Raw genomic sequence first — 17,609 nt, 5'->3', positions numbered from 1 at the left:
CAGCTTCATTCCGCAGCCGGAGCGCGCGATCGACAAGCCGTTCCTGATGCCGGTGGAAGACGTGTTCTCGATCTCGGGCCGCGGCACCGTGGTGACCGGCCGTATCGAGCGCGGCATCATCAAGGTGGGCGACGAAATCGAAATCGTCGGCATCCGTCCGACCCAGAAGACCACGGTCACCGGCGTCGAGATGTTCCGCAAGCTGCTGGACCAGGGCCAGGCGGGCGACAACGCGGGCCTGCTGCTGCGCGGCACCAAGCGCGACGACGTGGAGCGCGGCCAGGTGCTGGCGAAGCCGGGTTCGATCACCCCGCACACCGAGTTCGAGGGCGAGGTGTACGTGCTGTCGAAGGACGAAGGCGGCCGCCACACCCCGTTCTTCAAGGGCTACCGTCCGCAGTTCTACTTCCGCACCACCGACATCACTGGCGCGTGCCAGCTGCCGGAAGGCGTGGAGATGGTGATGCCGGGCGATAACGTGAAGATGGTGGTCACGCTGATCAATCCGGTGGCGATGGACGAAGGCCTGCGCTTCGCGATCCGCGAAGGCGGCCGTACCGTCGGCGCCGGCGTGGTGTCCAAGATCGTCAAGTAAGTTGCACCCCGCGGCGGCCTCCGGGTCGCCGCAGGCCGCGAACGGCGGGCCGGCCACCCGGTCCGCCTTCGTTGTTTAGGACGCCCCTGTTTCGTGGCGCCCGGTTTTCGATGACAATGGCCGGCCGGCGGCTCTGCCCCCTTGAAGGGCGCCGATCCGGACCCGAGATTTCAGATGTACGCCAGTAGCTCAATTGGCAGAGCAGCGGTCTCCAAAACCGCAGGTTGGGGGTTCGAGTCCCTCCTGGCGTGCCACCTATTACCGAGCCGGTTCGGACGACCCGGCGACTGGCAAGCCATTGAAAGGGCCGCGCAGGATGGGCGGGCTTTCGCGAGGGAATCGCCCCGAGAATGAACAGCAAGGCCGAGCAGCACAAATCCAGCGGCGGCAACGCCGGCGACCTCGTCAAGTACGTGCTGGCCATCGCGCTGGCCGCCGGCGGGGTGTTCGCCTATATCTGGTTCGAGAACTGGAGCGGCCCGCTGCGCGCCGCCGTGGTCGTGGCCGGTCTGGTCGCGGGCGCCGCGGTGTTCATGCTGTCGGCCAAGGGTGCCCAGACCCGCGAATTCCTGTCCGAGTCGCGCTTCGAGCTGCGCAAGGTGGTCTGGCCGACCCGCGACGAAGCCCTTAAGACCACCTGGGTGGTCATGATTGCGGTGCTGATCCTGAGCCTGATCCTGTCCGGTTTCGACTGGGTGATCCAGGCGGCGGTCAAGTTCCTGCTGGCGCGCTGAGGACGCTGAGGAGATGACCGAGTTGAATACGCAAGAAAACAAGCGCTGGTACGTGGTCCACGCCTATTCGGGCTTCGAGAAGTCGGTGGCCCAGGCCCTGCGCGATCGCATCGTCCGCTTCGAGATGACCGACCGCTTCGGCGAAGTCCTGGTCCCGACCGAAGAAGTCGTGGAAATGCGCTCCGGCCAGAAGCGCCGCTCCGAGCGCAAGTTCTTCCCGGGCTACGTCCTGGTCCAGATCGCCACCCACGACGAGGCGGGCATCCCCCGCATCGACAGCGAGAGCTGGCACCTGATCAAGGAAACCCCCAAGGTCATGGGCTTCATCGGCGGTACCGCCGACCGCCCGCTGCCGATCCAGGACGTCGAGGCCGACCGCATCCTGCAGCGCGTTCAGGAAGGCGTCGAGAAGCCGCGTCCGAAGGTGCTGTTCGAGCCGGGCGAGATGGTCCGCGTCGTCGATGGCCCGTTCGTCGACTTCAACGGCGTGGTCGAAGAGATCAACTACGAAAAGAGCCGCCTGCGCGTCGCGGTGCTCATTTTCGGCCGCTCGACCCCGGTCGAGCTGGAATTCGGCCAGGTCGAAAAAGCCACCTGAGCCGGGCAGGGCGCCCGGTCAGGCCCTGTGGCCGACCGGTCCCCGCACCGTCCAAAACCTGATATAGTGTGCGGCTCGCTACCCGGCAGGGTAGCAGCCACAAACGACCAGCCGCCCCGGATCAGTGCCCGGGCGGCTGTTCGCGCGAGACAAAACGCGATGCCGGGACGCGCGATTTCCGGCCCGATGGGGAGCCTGGGGTCTTAAGGCGCTAGCACCCGGAGAGCACATCAATGGCAAAGAAAGTAGTCGGCTACATCAAGCTGCAGGTCAAGGCCGGTCAGGCCAACCCCTCGCCGCCGGTCGGTCCTGCGCTGGGTCAGCGCGGCCTGAACATCATGGAGTTCTGCAAGGCGTTCAACGCCGCGACCTCCAAGCTCGAGCCGGGTCTGCCGACCCCGGTCATCATCACGGCCTACTCGGACCGTACCTTCACCTTCGTCACCAAGTCGACCCCGGCTTCGGTGCTGCTGAAGAAGGCCGCCGGCATCACCTCCGGCTCCAAGCGCCCGAACACCGACAAGGTGGGCAAGGTCACCCGCGCCCAGCTGGAAGCCATCGCCAAGCAGAAGGAAGCCGACCTGACGGCGGCCGACCTGGATGCCGCGGTGAAGACGATCGCGGGCTCGGCCCGCAGCATGGGCCTGGTGGTGGAGGGTTAAGACATGGCAATGAACAAGCGCGAAAAGGCCATCAAGGCAGCCGTTGTCCCGGGTAAGGCTTACGCCTTCGAAGACGCGGTGAAGATCGTCAAGACCACCACCAAGGCCAAGTTCGTCGAGTCCGTCGACGTCGCCGTGCGCCTGGGCGTGGACGCGAAGAAGTCCGACCAGCAGGTGCGCGGTTCGACCGTGCTGCCGGCCGGTACCGGCAAGACCGTGCGCGTGGCGGTGTTCGCCCCCGCCGGCGCCAAGGCCGACGAGGCCCTGGCCGCGGGCGCCGAAGCCGTCGGCATGGACGACCTGGCCGAGAAGATGCAGGCCGGCGACCTGAACTACGACGTGGTCATCGCCACCCCGGACGCGATGCGCGTCGTCGGCAAGCTCGGTCAGGTGCTGGGCCCGCGCGGCCTGATGCCGAACCCGAAGGTCGGCACCGTGTCGGCGAACCCGGCCGAGGCGGTCAAGAACGCCAAGGGCGGCCAGGTCCGCTACCGCACCGACAAGGCCGGCATCATCCACTGCACCATCGGCAAGGTCTCGTTCGAAGACGGTTCGCTGAAGGACAACCTGCAGGCGCTGCTGATGGACCTGATCAAGGCCAAGCCGTCGACCTCCAAGGGCCAGTACCTGCAGAAGGTCTCGATCAGCTCGACCATGGGTCCGGGCGTGATCGTCGACCAGGCCTCGCTGAGCCTGAAGTGACGCAACGGCGCGCTCGCGCATAAGCGCGAGCGCCTTTGCCATTGCCTCATCCCCGCGAAAGCGGGGATCCAGAGCCGCCGAACTCTGGCCGCAAGCGACGAATACCCGGGGCCCGCCTCACCGCGGACCCCGACCGAAACAACAGGCGACCGGCCGAACACCGCCGCAAGCCGAAATTTTGAGGGCGTCGCCGAGGGGAAACCCGAAGCGATAGCCGTCAAAGACCGCAGGCGCGGTCAGCGCGTACCGACGACGGGCAGGGAAGCTCGACACGGCAAGGAGTCGCCGTCGGTGCAAGCGGGATCGCTTAATTCGCGCTCTTCGGAGCCGGGCCGGCGCAGATGGTGCCCCTTACTGGAATTTTTTCAGGAAAGGCCACCACCCGGAACGCCTTCGGGCGTCCCCGGCGACAAGGACCGTCGCCGCCCAGGACCGCAAGCGGCAGGAGCCGCGAGCGGAGTCAATAAAGGCTGGGAACGGGCTAGGGCACACGGAATCGGTCGCGGCGAAAGCCGGCGTCCGACTCCCGCCACCCGATTCTCGACTCCCGGCTTTTCGGAGGAGTGCAATGGCTCTCAATCTGTCTCAGAAGCAAGAAGTAGTCGCCGAGCTGGCAGAAGTCGCCGCGAAGGCCCACTCCTTGATTGCAGCCGAGTACGCGGGCATCACGGTCGGCCAGCTGACCGCGATGCGCAAGAAGGCTCGCGAAACCGGTGTGTACTTGCGTGTCGTCAAGAACACCCTGGCCTCGCGCGCCGTCGCCGGTACCGAATTCGAGTGCGTCCAAGACAAGCTCGTCGGTCCGCTGCTGTATGCGTTCTCGGTGGACGAACCCGGCGCCGCCGGCCGTCTGATCAAGGAATTCGCCAAGGGCAACGACAAGCTCAAGGCTCAGGTCGTCGCCGTGGGCGGTCAGGTCTATCCGGCCACCCACGTCGAAGTCCTGGCCTCGCTGCCGACCCTCGACCAGGCCCTGGCCATGCTGGCCCGCGTGCTGTCCGAACCCGCCTCGATGTTCGCCCGCGCCGTCAAGGCCGTGGCCGACCAGCAGGGCGGCGGCGAAGTCGCAGCCGAAGCTCCGGCCGAAGCGGAACCGGCGTAATCGCCGCACCGTCTTCGCGACCGCTTCACTGAACCCGATTCGTAAGATCAAATTTTCCTGAGGTTAAACACAATGTCCCTGTCCAACGAACAGATCGTCGACGCCATCGCCGAAAAGAGCCTGATGGAAGTCATGGAACTCGTCCGCGCGATCGAAGAGAAGTTCGGCGTCTCCGCCGCCGCTCCGGTCGTCGCCGGCGTCGCCGCCGAGGCCGCCGCTCCGGTCGAAGAGCAGACCGAGTTCACCGTCGTGCTGAAGGCCGCCGGCGAGAAGAAGGTCGAAGTCATCAAGGCCGTGCGCGCCATCACCGGCCTGGGCCTGAAGGAAGCCAAGGACCTGGTCGAAGGCGCTCCGCAGAACGTCAAGGAAGCCGTCTCCAAGGACGACGCTGCCAAGATGAAGAAGGACCTCGAAGCCGCTGGTGCGAGCGTCGAAGTCAAGTAAGCCGTACTTGCGTCGCCGGCTCGTATTGGCGACCAACCGAAGGCTGGGGGCGAAAGCCCCCGGCCTTTGGCCGTTGTAGCGGGATCGCGCATTCCGGACCGGTTCGAGGTTTTTTCCGGTCCGCCGTCCCGTCGTCGTGAGTTGTCAGTCGGAAGTAGCGGGAGAAGGCGTGCTGGTGCCGGCAATACCAGCGACTTCCCACTGGCAATTTTTGCTTTTCAGTCATTAGTCCCCCGAACCGCGGACGCGCGGTTCGCCCGGAAGGCGCCGGTACGCGGCTTTCCCGGCCCATTAGCTAATCGAGGCGGTAGCTCACCATGACCACAGCTTCCCAGAACTATTCGTTCACCGAAAAGAAGCGCATCCGCAAGGACTTCGGCAAGCGCAAGTCCATCCTCGAAGTACCCTTCCTGCTCGCGATCCAGGTCGACTCCTATCGCGAGTTCCTGCAAGAGCACACCGACCCGGCCAAGCGCGCCGACCGCGGCCTGCACGCCGCGCTGAAGTCGGTGTTCCCGATCTCCAGCTACAGCGGCAACGCTGCGCTCGAGTACGTGGGCTACAAGCTCGGCGACCCGGTGTTCGACGAGCGCGAATGCCGCAACCGCGGCCTGTCCTACGGCGCTCCGCTGCGCGTGACCGTGCGCCTGGTGATCTACGACCGCGAGTCCTCGACCAAGGCGATCAAGTACGTCAAGGAGCAAGAGGTCTACATGGGCGAAATTCCGCTCATGACCGACAACGGCACCTTCATCGTCAACGGCACCGAGCGCGTCATCGTCTCGCAGCTGCACCGTTCGCCGGGCGTGTTCTTCGACCACGACCGCGGCAAGACCCACAGCTCGGGCAAGCTGCTGTACAGCGCCCGCATCATCCCCTACCGCGGCTCGTGGCTGGACTTCGAGTTCGACCCGAAGGACGCGGTGTTCACCCGTATCGACCGCCGCCGCAAGCTGCCGGTTACCGTGCTGCTGCGCGCGCTCGGCTACGGCAACGAGGAGATGCTGAACAAGTTCTTCGAGATCAACACCTTCCACATCATGCCCGAGGGCGTGCAGTGGGAGCTGGTCTCCGAGCGCCTGCGCGGCGAAACCCTGGACTTCGACCTGGCCGACGGCGACCGCGTGATCGTCGAGGCCGGCAAGCGCGTGACCGCGCGCCACGTCAAGCAGATGGAACAGTCGGGCATCTCCGCCCTGGCCGTGCCGGATGGCTATCTGATGGGCCGCATCCTCTCGCACGACGTCGTCGACACCAAGACCGGCGAGCCGCTGGCCTCGGCCAACGACGAGATCAACGAAGACCACCTGCAGGCCTTCCGCAAGGCCGGCATCGACCAGATCGGCACCATCTGGGTCAACGACCTCGACCGCGGTCCGTACATCTCCAACACCCTGCGCATCGACCCGACCAAGACCCAGCTCGAGGCCCTGGTCGAGATCTACCGCATGATGCGTCCGGGCGAGCCGCCGACCAAGGACGCCGCGCAGAACCTGTTCCACAACCTGTTCTTCACCTTCGAACGCTACGACCTGTCGGGCGTGGGCCGGATGAAGTTCAACCGCCGCATCGGCCGCAAGGAAACCATCGGCGCCTCGGTGCTGTACGACGCCAAGTACTTCGCCGAGCGCAAGGACGAGGAGTCCGCGCGCCTGCGCAACGAGCTGGGCGACACCTCCGACATCCTCGACGTCATCCGCACCCTGACCGAGATCCGCAACGGTCGCGGCGTGGTCGACGACATCGACCACCTAGGCAACCGTCGCGTGCGTTCGGTCGGCGAAATGGCCGAGAACACCTTCCGCGTCGGCCTGGTCCGCGTCGAGCGCGCGGTCAAGGAGCGCCTGTCGATGGCCGAGTCCGAAGGCCTGACCCCGCAGGAGCTGATCAACGCCAAGCCGGTGGCCGCCGCGATCAAGGAGTTCTTCGGCTCCTCGCAGCTGTCGCAGTTCATGGACCAGAACAACCCGCTGTCGGAAGTCACCCACAAGCGCCGCGTCTCCGCGCTGGGCCCGGGCGGCCTGACCCGCGAGCGCGCCGGCTTCGAAGTGCGCGACGTGCACCCGACCCACTACGGCCGCGTGTGCACCATCGAGACGCCGGAAGGCCCGAACATCGGCCTGATCAACTCGCTGGCGGTGTTCGCCCGCACCAACAAGTACGGCTTCCTCGAGACGCCGTACCGCAAGGTCGTGGACGGCAAGGTCACCGAGGACGTCGAGTTCCTGTCGGCGATCGAAGAGAACGAGTACGTCATCGCCCAGGCCAACGCGCCGCAGGACGACAAGGGCATGATCACCGCCCAGTTCGTCGCCTGCCGCTTCCAGGGCGAAACCCTGCTCAAGCCGCCGAGCGAGATCCACTTCATGGACGTCTCGCCGATGCAGACCGTGTCGGTCGCGGCCGCGCTGGTGCCGTTCCTGGAGCACGACGACGCCAACCGCGCGCTGATGGGCGCGAACATGCAGCGCCAGGCCGTTCCGACCCTGCGTTCGCAGAAGCCGCTGGTCGGCACCGGCATCGAGCGCGCCGTGGCGCGCGACTCGGGCGTGACCGTCAACGCGCTGCGCGGCGGCGTGATCGAGCAGGTCGACGCGGGCCGCATCGTGGTCAAGGTCAACGAGGAGGAAATCTCCGCGGTGACCGACGCCGGCGTGGATATCTACAACCTGATCAAGTACACGCGTTCGAACCAGAACACCTGCATCAACCAGCGTCCGCTGGTGAAGGTGGGCGACGTGATCGCGCGCGGCGACGTGCTGGCCGACGGTCCCTCGACCGACATCGGCGAGCTCGCGCTCGGCCAGAACATGCTGGTCGCGTTCATGCCGTGGAACGGCTACAACTTCGAAGACTCGATCCTGCTCTCCGAGCGCGTGGTCGAGGAGGATCGCTACACCACGATCCACATCGAAGAGCTGACCTGCTCGGCGCGCGACACCAAGCTGGGGCCGGAAGAGATCTCCGCCGACATCCCGAACGTCTCCGAGCAGGCGCTGAACCGCCTCGACGAGTCGGGCGTGGTGTACATCGGCGCCGAGGTCCGCGCCGGCGACATCCTGGTCGGCAAGGTCACCCCGAAGGGCGAGTCGCAGCTGACTCCGGAAGAGAAGCTGCTGCGCGCGATCTTCGGCGAGAAGGCCTCCGACGTTAAGGACAGCTCGCTGCGCGTGCCGCCGGGCATGGACGGCACCGTCATCGACGTGCAGGTCTTCACCCGCGACGGCATCGAGAAGGACAAGCGCGCCCGCCAGATCGAAGAGTCGGAAATCCGCCGGGTCAAGAAGGACTTCGACGACCAGTTCCGCATCCTGGAAGCGGCGATCTACGACCGCCTGCGTTCGCAGCTGATCGGCAAGACCGCCAACGGCGGCGCCGGCCTGAAGAAGGGCGACACCGTCACCTCGCTGGTGCTGGACGGCCTGAAGAAGACCGACTGGTTCACCCTGCGCATGAAGGACGAGGAAGCGATCGAGGCGATCGAGCGCGCGCAGAAGCAGATCGACGTGCACGCCAAGGAGTTCGAGCGCCGTTTCGCCGACAAGCGCGCCAAGATCACCCAGGGCGACGACCTCGCGCCGGGCATCCTCAAGACGGTCAAGGTGTTCCTGGCGGTCAAGCGCCGCATCCAGCCGGGCGACAAGATGGCCGGCCGTCACGGCAACAAGGGCGTGGTCTCGACCATCGTTCCGGTCGAGGACATGCCGTACGCGGCCGACGGCCAGACCGTCGACATCGTGCTGAACCCGCTGGGCGTGCCGTCGCGTATGAACATCGGCCAGATCCTCGAAGTGCATCTGGGCTGGGCCGCCAAGGGCCTGGGCCAGAAGATCCAGCGCATGCTGGAGGCGCAGCAGAAGATCGCCGAGCTGCGCAAGTTCCTCGACGACGTCTACAACCACGACAGCAAGCTGCACGGCCAGCGCGTCGACCTCAAGCAGTTCACCGATGAGGAGCTGCTGCGCCTGGCCCGCAACCTGACCGACGGCGTGCCGATGGCGACGCCGGTGTTCGACGGCGCGGCCGAGTCCGAGATCAAGCGCATGCTCGAGCTCGCGGAACTGCCGAGCAGCGGCCAGACCGTGCTGCACGACGGCCGCACCGGCGAGGCGTTCGAGCGTCCGGTGACCATCGGCTACATGCACATGCTGAAGCTGAACCACCTGGTCGACGACAAGATGCACGCGCGCTCGACCGGTCCGTACTCGCTCGTCACCCAGCAGCCGCTGGGCGGCAAGGCGCAGTTCGGCGGCCAGCGTTTCGGCGAAATGGAAGTCTGGGCGCTGGAAGCCTACGGCGCGGCCTACACCCTGCAGGAAATGCTGACGGTGAAGTCCGACGACGTGCAGGGCCGCAACCAGATGTACAAGAACATCGTCGACGGCGAGTACGAAATGGTCGCCGGCATGCCGGAGTCCTTCAACGTGCTGGTCAAGGAAATCCGCTCGCTCGCGATCAACATGGAGCTGGAAGAGAACTGAGGTAAGGGCAGGCGAGACAGAGCCGGCGGCGAAGGGAATGGCGGCGTAACGCGCGATCCCTCCGCTCCTCCCGGCTCCCTCTCTCCCGCTCTCGTTTTCCCCTCGCTTCTCCCCGACGAATTCCTCCGATTGGAGTAAAGAAATGAAAGACTTGCTCAATCTCTTCAACCAGCAGCGTCCCGCGCTGGACTTCGACGCCATCAAGATCGCCCTGGCCTCCCCGGACCTGGTGCGCTCGTGGTCGTTCGGCGAAGTGAAGAAGCCGGAAACCATCAACTACCGCACCTTCAAGCCCGAGCGCGACGGCCTGTTCTGCGCCGCGATCTTCGGTCCGATCAAGGACTACGAGTGCCTGTGCGGCAAGTACAAGCGCATGAAGCACCGCGGCGTGGTGTGCGAGAAGTGCGGCACCGAGGTCACCCTGGCCAAGGTCCGCCGCGAGCGCATGGGCCACATCGACCTGGCTTCGCCGGTCGCGCACATCTGGTTCCTCAAGTCGCTGCCCTCGCGCATCGGCCTGATGCTGGACATGACCCTGCGCGACATCGAACGCATCCTGTACTTCGAAGCGTACGTCGTGACCGAGCCGGGCCTGACCCCGATGGAACGCGGCAACCTGCTGACCGAAGAGCAGTACCTGCAGGCGCGCCAGGAGCACGGCGACGACTTCGAAGCCGCGATGGGCGCCGAGGCGGTCTACGACCTGCTGCGCACGATCGACCTGCAGGCGGAGATGCTGCAGCTGAAGGAAGAGATCGCCTCGACCAACAGCGAGACCAAGCTCAAGCGCCTGACCAAGCGGATCAAGCTGGTCGAAGCCTTCCTCGAATCCGGCAACCGTCCGGAGTGGATGGTCATGACCGTGCTGCCGGTGCTGCCGCCGGACCTGCGTCCGCTGGTGCCGCTGGAAGGCGGCCGCTTCGCGACCTCCGACCTGAACGATCTGTACCGCCGCGTCATCAACCGCAACAACCGCCTGCGCCGCCTGCTCGAACTCAACGCGCCCGACATCATCGTGCGCAACGAGAAGCGCATGCTGCAGGAGTCGGTCGACGCCCTGATGGACAACGGCCGCCGCGGCCGCGCCATCACCGGCACCAACAAGCGCCCGCTCAAGTCGCTCGCCGACATGATCAAGGGCAAGCAGGGCCGGTTCCGCCAGAACCTGCTCGGCAAGCGCGTGGACTACTCGGGCCGTTCGGTCATCGTGGTCGGCCCGACCCTGCGCCTGCACGAGTGCGGCCTGCCGAAGAAGATGGCGCTGGAGCTGTTCAAGCCCTTCATCTTCGCCAAGCTGCAGCGTCGCGGCCTGGCCACCACGATCAAGGCCGCCAAGAAGCTGGTCGAGCGCGAAGAGGCCGAGGTGTGGGACATCCTCGAAGAGGTGATCCGCGAGCACCCGGTGCTGCTGAACCGCGCGCCGACCCTGCACCGCCTGGGCATCCAGGCGTTCGAGCCGGTGCTGATCGAAGGCAAGGCGATCCAGCTGCACCCGCTGGTCTGCACCGCGTTCAACGCCGACTTCGACGGCGACCAGATGGCCGTGCACGTCCCGCTGAGCCTCGAGGCCCAGCTGGAAGCGCGCGCGCTGATGATGGCGTCGAACAACATCCTGTCGCCGGCGAACGGCGAGCCGATCATCGTGCCGTCGCAGGACGTCGTGCTCGGCCTGTACTACATGACCCGCGCCCTTGAGAACAAGGCGGGCGAGGGCATGGCGTTCGCCAACGTGGCCGAAGTCAAGCGCGCCTACGACAACCGCGCCGTGCAGCTGCACGCCAAGGTCAAGGTCCGCATCACCGAGACCGTGATCGCCGAGGACGGCACCCGCTCGCAGAAGACCTCGGTCGTCGACACCACCGTCGGCCGCGCCCTGCTGCGCGAGATCCTGCCGGAAGGCCTGCCGTACGCGCTGGCCAACACCGAGCTGACCAAGAAGAACATCAGCCGCCTGATCAACTCCTGCTACCGCATGCTGGGGCTGAAGGACACCGTGGTCTTCGCCGACCGCCTGATGTACACCGGCTTCGGTTACGCGACCCGCGCCGGCGTGTCGATCGGCATCGACGACATGATCATCCCGGGCGAGAAGAAGGGCATCCTGGCCGAGGCCGAGTCGGAAGTGCTGGAAATCCAGCAGCAGTACCAGTCCGGCCTGGTCACCGCGGGCGAGCGCTACAACAAGGTCGTCGACATCTGGTCGCGCACCAACGAGCGCGTGGCCAAGGCGATGATGGACGCGATCGGCACCGACACGGTACCCAACGCCAAAGGCGAGATGGTGCCGCAGAAGTCGATGAACTCGATCTACATCATGGCCGACTCCGGCGCGCGCGGTTCGCAGGCGCAGATCCGTCAGCTCGCCGGTATGCGCGGCCTGATGGCGCGACCGGACGGCTCGATCATCGAGACGCCGATCACCGCGAACTTCCGCGAAGGCCTCAACGTTCTGCAGTACTTCATCTCGACCCACGGCGCCCGTAAGGGCCTGGCGGATACCGCGCTGAAGACCGCGAACTCGGGTTACCTGACCCGTCGCCTGGTCGACGTGGCGCAGGACGTGGTCATCACCGAAACCGACTGCGGCACCGTCGAGGGTCTGACCATGACCCCGATCGTCGAAGGCGGCGACGTGGTCGAGCCGCTGCGCGACCGCGTGCTGGGCCGCGTGGTGGCCGAGGACGTGTTCCTGCCGGGCAACGACGAGGAACCGATCGTCACCCGCAACACCCTGCTCGACGAAGCCTGGGTGCAGAAGCTCGAGGACGCCAGCGTCCAGTCGATCAAGGTGCGTTCGACCATCACCTGCGCCAGCAGCTTCGGCGTGTGCGCGCGCTGCTACGGCCGCGACCTCGGCCGCGGCCACCTGGTCAACCACGGCGAAGCGGTCGGCGTCGTCGCCGCGCAGTCGATCGGCGAGCCGGGCACGCAGCTGACCATGCGTACCTTCCACATCGGCGGCGCGGCGTCGCGAGCGGCGGCGATCGACAACGTCACCGTCAAGACCACCGGTTCGCTGAAGTTCAACAACCTCAAGCACGTCGCCCACGCCGGCGGCCACCTGGTCGCGGTCTCGCGTTCGGGCGAACTGTCGGTGCTCGACCCGCACGGCCGCGAGCGCGAGCGCTACAAGGTTCCCTACGGCGCGACCATCAACTTCCGCGACGGCGCCGAGATCAAGGCCGGCAACACGGTCGCGAACTGGGATCCGCACAACCACCCGATCGTTTCGGAAGTCGCCGGTTTCGTGCGCTTCATCGACTTCGTCGATGGCGTGACCGTGATCGAGAAGACCGACGACCTGACCGGCCTGGCCTCGCGCGAGATCACCGATCCCAAGCGTCGCGGCTCGCAGGGCAAGGACCTGCGTCCGATCGTGCGCATCGTCGACAAGAACGGCAAGGACCTGTCGATCCCGGGTACCGACCTGCCGGCGCAGTACCTGCTGCCGCCGCGCTCGATCGTCAACCTGCAGGACGGCGCGCCGGTCGGCGTCGGCGACGTGGTCGCCAAGATCCCGCAGGAAGCGTCCAAGACCCGCGACATCACCGGCGGTCTGCCGCGCGTGGCCGACCTGTTCGAAGCCCGCAAGCCCAAGGACCCGGCGGTCCTGGCCGAGGTCTCCGGCATCGTCAGCTTCGGCAAGGACACCAAGGGCAAGCAGCGCCTGATCATCAAGCAGGCCGACGGCGAAGAGCACGAAGAGCTGATCCCGAAGTACCGCCAGATCATCGTGTTCGAAGGCGAGCACGTGGAGAAGGGCGAGACGGTCGTGGACGGCGAGCCGAGCCCGCAGGACATCCTGCGCCTGCTGGGCGTGGAGCCGCTGGCGGTCTACCTGACCAAGGAAATCCAGGACGTCTACCGCCTGCAGGGCGTGAAGATCAACGACAAGCACATCGAGGTGATCGTTCGCCAGATGCTGCGCAAGGTCGAGATCGTCGACGGCGGCGACAGCAAGTTCCTCAACGGCGAGCAGGTCGAACGTCAGCGCCTGATCGAGGAGAACGTGCGTCTGCAGGCCCGCAGCGAGATCCTGGCGAAGTTCGATCCGGTCCTGCTGGGCATCACCAAGGCATCGCTGGCGACCGAGTCGTTCATCTCCGCGGCCTCGTTCCAGGAGACCACCCGCGTGCTGACCGAGGCCGCCGTGCGCGGTACCCGCGACAGCCTGCGCGGCCTCAAGGAAAACGTGATCGTCGGTCGCCTGATCCCGGCCGGTACCGGCCTGGCGTACCACACCCAGCGCCGCAAGAACGCGTCGGGCCTGACCGACTCGGAGATGGAAGCGCTGGCCGGCCCGGTGAGCGTCGCGGTCGAGGCTCCGGCTCCGGCCGCGGTCGAGACGGTCGCCGGCGACGACGCCGAGTAAGCCGTCCGCCGTGCCCCGGTCCGGCCGCCAGGCCGGGCCGGTGCCGGCAACGAAGTTCCAGGCAAGGCGGGCAGCGATGCCCGCCTTGTTTTTTGCCCGGACGACTCGTGGCCTCCCGGTAGCCAGGGGAGGGCTCGGGTCGCCGGGGCTGGCAAGTCCGGCAAAACATGCTAGACTCGCGGATCGGATTGGGCCCGTATGGGTCGCATCCCAGATCACGAAATTAGGCGCAGGGAGCGCCTAGTGTTCGGCCCAGGGTAGGGCGGGATCATCGAATAAGGAAACGAAACTGGCGCCTCCGGCGTCGGTCTCGCCTGTTCGCGCTGCCTGCGTTGACGGAAACGTTAAGCGCGGGCTATACTTTTTCGTCTCGGCAGGTCGGGTGCTATCGGCTTGTCGTTCGTTTCTCACGAAGCGGCCGCCCGGCCCTTAAACAAGAGTTCCAGATGGCAACCATCAATCAGCTCGTCCGCAAGCCGCGGCAGGCAGCGACCTACAAGAGCACCTCGCCGGCGCTCGCCAACTGCCCGCAGCGTCGCGGCGTCTGCACCCGCGTGTACACCACCACCCCGAAGAAGCCGAACTCGGCTCTGCGCAAGGTCGCCAAGGTGCGCCTGACCAACGGTTACGAAGTCATTTCGTACATCGGCGGCGAAGGCCACAACCTGCAGGAGCACTCGGTCGTGCTGATCCGCGGCGGCCGCGTGAAGGACCTGCCGGGCGTGCGCTACCACACCGTGCGCGGCTCGCTCGACGCCGCCGGCGTCGCCAAGCGTCGCCAGAGCCGTTCCAAGTACGGCGCCAAGCGTCCGAAGTCCTAATCGCGTCGATGCCCGGCGCGCCCACGGCGCAGCCACCCGCAACCACGCACGTTCAAGAATCACGAGAATAGGTACGCACCATGTCGCGTAAAGGCTCCGCCCCGCAGCGTTCGATCCTGCCCGATCCCAAGCACGGCAGCGAAACGATCGCGCGTTTCATCAATATGGTCATGCAGAGCGGCAAGAAGTCGGTCGCCGAGAAGATCGTCTACGGCGCGATGGACGTCATCGGCGAGAAGAATCCGAACGCCCTGGAACTGGTCGAGAAGGCCCTGACCAACGTTTCCCCGTCGGTCGAGGTGAAGTCCCGCCGCGTCGGCGGCGCCACCTACCAGGTGCCGGTCGAAGTGCGCTCCTCGCGCCGCGTCGCCCTGGCGATGCGCTGGCTGATCGACTCCGCGCGCAAGCGCGGCGAGAGCTCGATGCCGCGCAAGCTGGCCGCCGAGCTGCTGGACGCTTCCGAGAACCGCGGCGCGGCGATCAAGAAGCGCGAAGAGACTCATCGCATGGCGGAAGCGAACCGCGCGTTCGCGCACTACCGCTGGTGATCTAGTCGCCCTGGCGACAGGGTCTTCGCAACATCCGCATGGGATGTTGCCGCGGCGGCATGACAGCCGCCTTGCGAACCGGAGGCCGCCGATAAGGCGGCGTCCGGCCATCTGGAATTCGAAAACTTATTACGAGAGGGTCCCGTGGCTCGCACCACTCCCATCGAGCGTTACCGCAACTTCGGCATCATGGCGCACATCGACGCGGGTAAGACCACCACGTCCGAGCGCATCCTTTTCTACACCGGCGTCAGCCACAAAATCGGCGAAGTGCACGAAGGTGCCGCGACGATGGATTGGATGGAGCAGGAGCAGGAACGCGGCATCACCATCACTTCCGCCGCGACCACCGCGTTCTGGAAGGGCATGGACAAGTCGCTGCCCGAGCACCGCTTCAACATCATCGACACCCCCGGACACGTCGACTTCACCATCGAAGTGGAGCGCTCGCTGCGCGTCCTCGATGGCGCGGTGTTCGTGCTGTGCGCGGTCGGTGGCGTTCAGCCGCAGTCCGAGACCGTGTGGCGCCAGGCCAACAAGTACGCCGTGCCGCGCATGGCGTTCGTCAACAAGATGGACCGCACCGGCGCCAACTTCGACAAGGTCGTCGAGCAGTTGAAGTCGCGCCTGGGCGCGTACGCTGTCCCGATGCAGGTGCCGATCGGCGCCGAAGAGGGCTTCGAAGGCGTGGTCGATCTGCTCAAGATGAAGGCGATCCACTGGGACGTCGCATCGCAGGGCACCAAGTTCGAGTACCGCGACATTCCGGCCGAGCTGCAAGCCAAGGCCGAAGAGGCGCGCGCGTTCATGATCGAAGCCGCGGCGGAAGCCTCGGAAGAGTTCATGGACAAGTACCTCAACGAGGGCGAGCTGACCGAAGAAGAGATCATCGCCGGTCTGCGTGCGCGCACCCTGCGCGTCGAGATCGTGCCGGTGTTCTGCGGCTCGGCGTTCAAGAACAAGGGCGTGCAGGCCATGCTCGACGGCGTGATCAACCTGCTGCCGTCGCCGTCGGATCGTCCGCCGGTTCCGGGCATCGACGAGAACGAGAAGGAAGACAGCCGCAAGGCGTCGGATTCCGAGCCGTTCTCGGCGCTGGCGTTCAAGATCATGACCGACCCGTTCGTGGGTTCGCTGACCTTCTTCCGCGTCTACTCGGGCGTGCTCAATTCGGGCGACCAGGTATACAACCCGGTCAAGTCGAAGAAGGAGCGCGTCGGCCGCATCCTGCAGATGCACGCCAACCAGCGCGACGAAATCAAGGAAGTCCGCGCCGGCGATATCGCCGCGGCTGTGGGCCTGAAGGACGTGACCACCGGCGACACGCTGTGCGCGCAGGATCACATCATCACCCTTGAGCGCATGGTCTTCCCGGAGCCCGTCATCTCGATGGCGGTCGAACCGAAGACCAAGTCGGACCAGGAAAAGATGGGCATCGCCCTGGGCCGTCTGGCGCAGGAAGATCCGTCGTTCCGCGTGCGTACCGACGAAGAATCGGGCCAGACCATCATCGCCGGCATGGGCGAGCTGCACCTGGACATCCTCGTCGACCGCATGAAGCGCGAGTTCAACGTCGAGGCCAACGTCGGCAAGCCGCAGGTGGCGTACCGCGAGACCATCCGCAAGTCGGACGTCAAGTCGGACTACAAGCACGCCAAGCAGTCCGGCGGTAAGGGTCAGTACGGTCACGTCGTGATCGAGCTGTCGCCGATGAACGAGAAGGACCGCGCCGACGAGGACGTCAAGAACGATTTCCTGTTCGTCAACGACATCACCGGCGGTGTGATTCCGAAGGAATTCATCCCGGCGATCGAAAAGGGTCTGCGCGAGACCATCACCAGCGGTCCGCTGGCCGGCTTCCCGGTCGTGGGCGTGAAGGTCAAGCTGGTGTTCGGCTCGTACCACGACGTCGACTCGTCGGAAATGGCGTTCAAGCTCGCCGCGTCGATGGCCTTCAAGGAAGGCTTCCGCAAGGCCGATCCGGCCCTGCTGGAGCCGATGATGAAGGTCGAAGTGGTGACCCCGGAAGAGTACGTCGGCGACGTGATGGGCGACTTGAGCCGTCGTCGCGGCCTGCTGCAGGGCCAGGACGACACGCCGTCGGGCAAGACCATCAACGCGATGGTGCCGCTGGGCGAAATGTTCGGTTACGCGACCACGATCCGTTCGCTGACCCAGGGCCGCGCGACCTTCACGATGGAATTCGACCATTACGCCGAAGCGCCGACCAACATCGCCGAGACGGTCATCAAGAAGGGCGGCTAAGCCGACGCTTGCGCCCCGCGACGGAGCCGCCGCTCGCGGCCCCCGTCCGATCCGAATAACGAATCACTGCATTAATTAAAGAGAGACAATCATGGCTAAGGGTAAATTCGAGCGCACCAAGCCGCACGTGAACGTCGGCACGATCGGTCACGTCGACCACGGCAAGACCACGCTGACGGCCGCTCTGACCAAGGTCGGCGCCGAGCGTTTCGGTGGCGAGTTCAAGGCGTACGACGCGATCGACGCGGCGCCGGAAGAGAAGGCTCGCGGCATCACGATCTCGAC

At 65.7% G+C, this 17,609-nt stretch carries 13 protein-coding genes and 1 tRNA gene; all 14 read left to right on the top strand.

Going from position 1 to position 17,609, the window contains the following annotated elements:
• Window positions 1-595, top strand: a 595-nt coding sequence (locus BLV01_RS24965) for an EF-Tu C-terminal domain-related protein (RefSeq protein ID WP_254782747.1), incomplete at its 5' end; no start/stop codon positions are given.
• Between the two features lie 178 nt (window positions 596-773).
• Window positions 774-849 (top strand) — tRNA-Trp (locus BLV01_RS24960).
• A gap of 96 nt (window positions 850-945) precedes the next feature.
• Window positions 946-1,329, top strand: a complete 384-nt coding sequence (secE, locus tag BLV01_RS24955; RefSeq protein ID WP_091806761.1) for a preprotein translocase subunit SecE — start codon at window positions 946-948, stop codon at window positions 1,327-1,329.
• A gap of 22 nt (window positions 1,330-1,351) precedes the next feature.
• Window positions 1,352-1,927: a transcription termination/antitermination protein NusG gene (nusG, locus tag BLV01_RS24950; protein ID WP_254782779.1), complete on the top strand. Its 576-nt coding sequence runs from the start codon at window positions 1,352-1,354 to the stop codon at window positions 1,925-1,927.
• Window positions 1,928-2,160: 233 nt separating this feature from the next.
• Window positions 2,161-2,589 (top strand): 50S ribosomal protein L11, encoded by a 429-nt coding sequence (gene rplK, locus BLV01_RS24945; RefSeq protein ID WP_057948565.1) that lies wholly within the window; start codon window positions 2,161-2,163, stop codon window positions 2,587-2,589.
• A 3-nt stretch (window positions 2,590-2,592) separates the two neighbouring features.
• The gene (gene rplA / locus BLV01_RS24940; RefSeq protein ID WP_091806756.1) at window positions 2,593-3,291 is read left to right on the top strand and encodes a 50S ribosomal protein L1; all 699 of its coding nucleotides are present in this window, start codon (window positions 2,593-2,595) and stop codon (window positions 3,289-3,291) included.
• Between the two features lie 568 nt (window positions 3,292-3,859).
• Complete coding sequence (gene rplJ, locus BLV01_RS24930) at window positions 3,860-4,393, top strand: 50S ribosomal protein L10 (RefSeq protein WP_091806753.1); 534 nt, start codon at window positions 3,860-3,862, stop codon at window positions 4,391-4,393.
• Window positions 4,394-4,465: 72 nt separating this feature from the next.
• Complete coding sequence (rplL, locus tag BLV01_RS24925) at window positions 4,466-4,837, top strand: 50S ribosomal protein L7/L12 (protein ID WP_091806750.1); 372 nt, start codon at window positions 4,466-4,468, stop codon at window positions 4,835-4,837.
• Window positions 4,838-5,154: 317 nt separating this feature from the next.
• Complete coding sequence (rpoB, locus tag BLV01_RS24920) at window positions 5,155-9,318, top strand: DNA-directed RNA polymerase subunit beta (protein WP_091806746.1); 4,164 nt, start codon at window positions 5,155-5,157, stop codon at window positions 9,316-9,318.
• 142 nt (window positions 9,319-9,460) lie between these two features.
• Entirely contained in the window at window positions 9,461-13,690 is a 4,230-nt protein-coding gene (gene rpoC, locus BLV01_RS24915) for a DNA-directed RNA polymerase subunit beta' (RefSeq protein WP_091806744.1), read from the top strand.
• 446 nt (window positions 13,691-14,136) lie between these two features.
• Entirely contained in the window at window positions 14,137-14,511 is a 375-nt protein-coding gene (rpsL, locus tag BLV01_RS24910; RefSeq protein ID WP_057948559.1) for a 30S ribosomal protein S12, read from the top strand.
• Between the two features lie 80 nt (window positions 14,512-14,591).
• On the top strand, window positions 14,592-15,059 hold the full coding sequence (rpsG, locus tag BLV01_RS24905) for a 30S ribosomal protein S7 (RefSeq protein ID WP_057948558.1): 468 nt from the start codon (window positions 14,592-14,594) through the stop codon (window positions 15,057-15,059).
• 144 nt (window positions 15,060-15,203) lie between these two features.
• The gene (fusA, locus tag BLV01_RS24900) at window positions 15,204-17,324 is read left to right on the top strand and encodes an elongation factor G (RefSeq protein ID WP_091806741.1); all 2,121 of its coding nucleotides are present in this window, start codon (window positions 15,204-15,206) and stop codon (window positions 17,322-17,324) included.
• Between the two features lie 91 nt (window positions 17,325-17,415).
• Window positions 17,416-17,609: GTP-binding protein (locus BLV01_RS24895; protein WP_254782778.1), on the top strand; the 194-nt coding region annotated here is incomplete at its 3' end.

Source organism: Lysobacter sp. yr284, from assembly GCF_900107375.1.
Taxonomy (GTDB): Bacteria; Pseudomonadota; Gammaproteobacteria; order Xanthomonadales; family Xanthomonadaceae; genus Lysobacter.
Note: the sequence above shows the minus strand (reverse complement) of the source record. Positions and strands in the feature narration are given on the sequence as shown.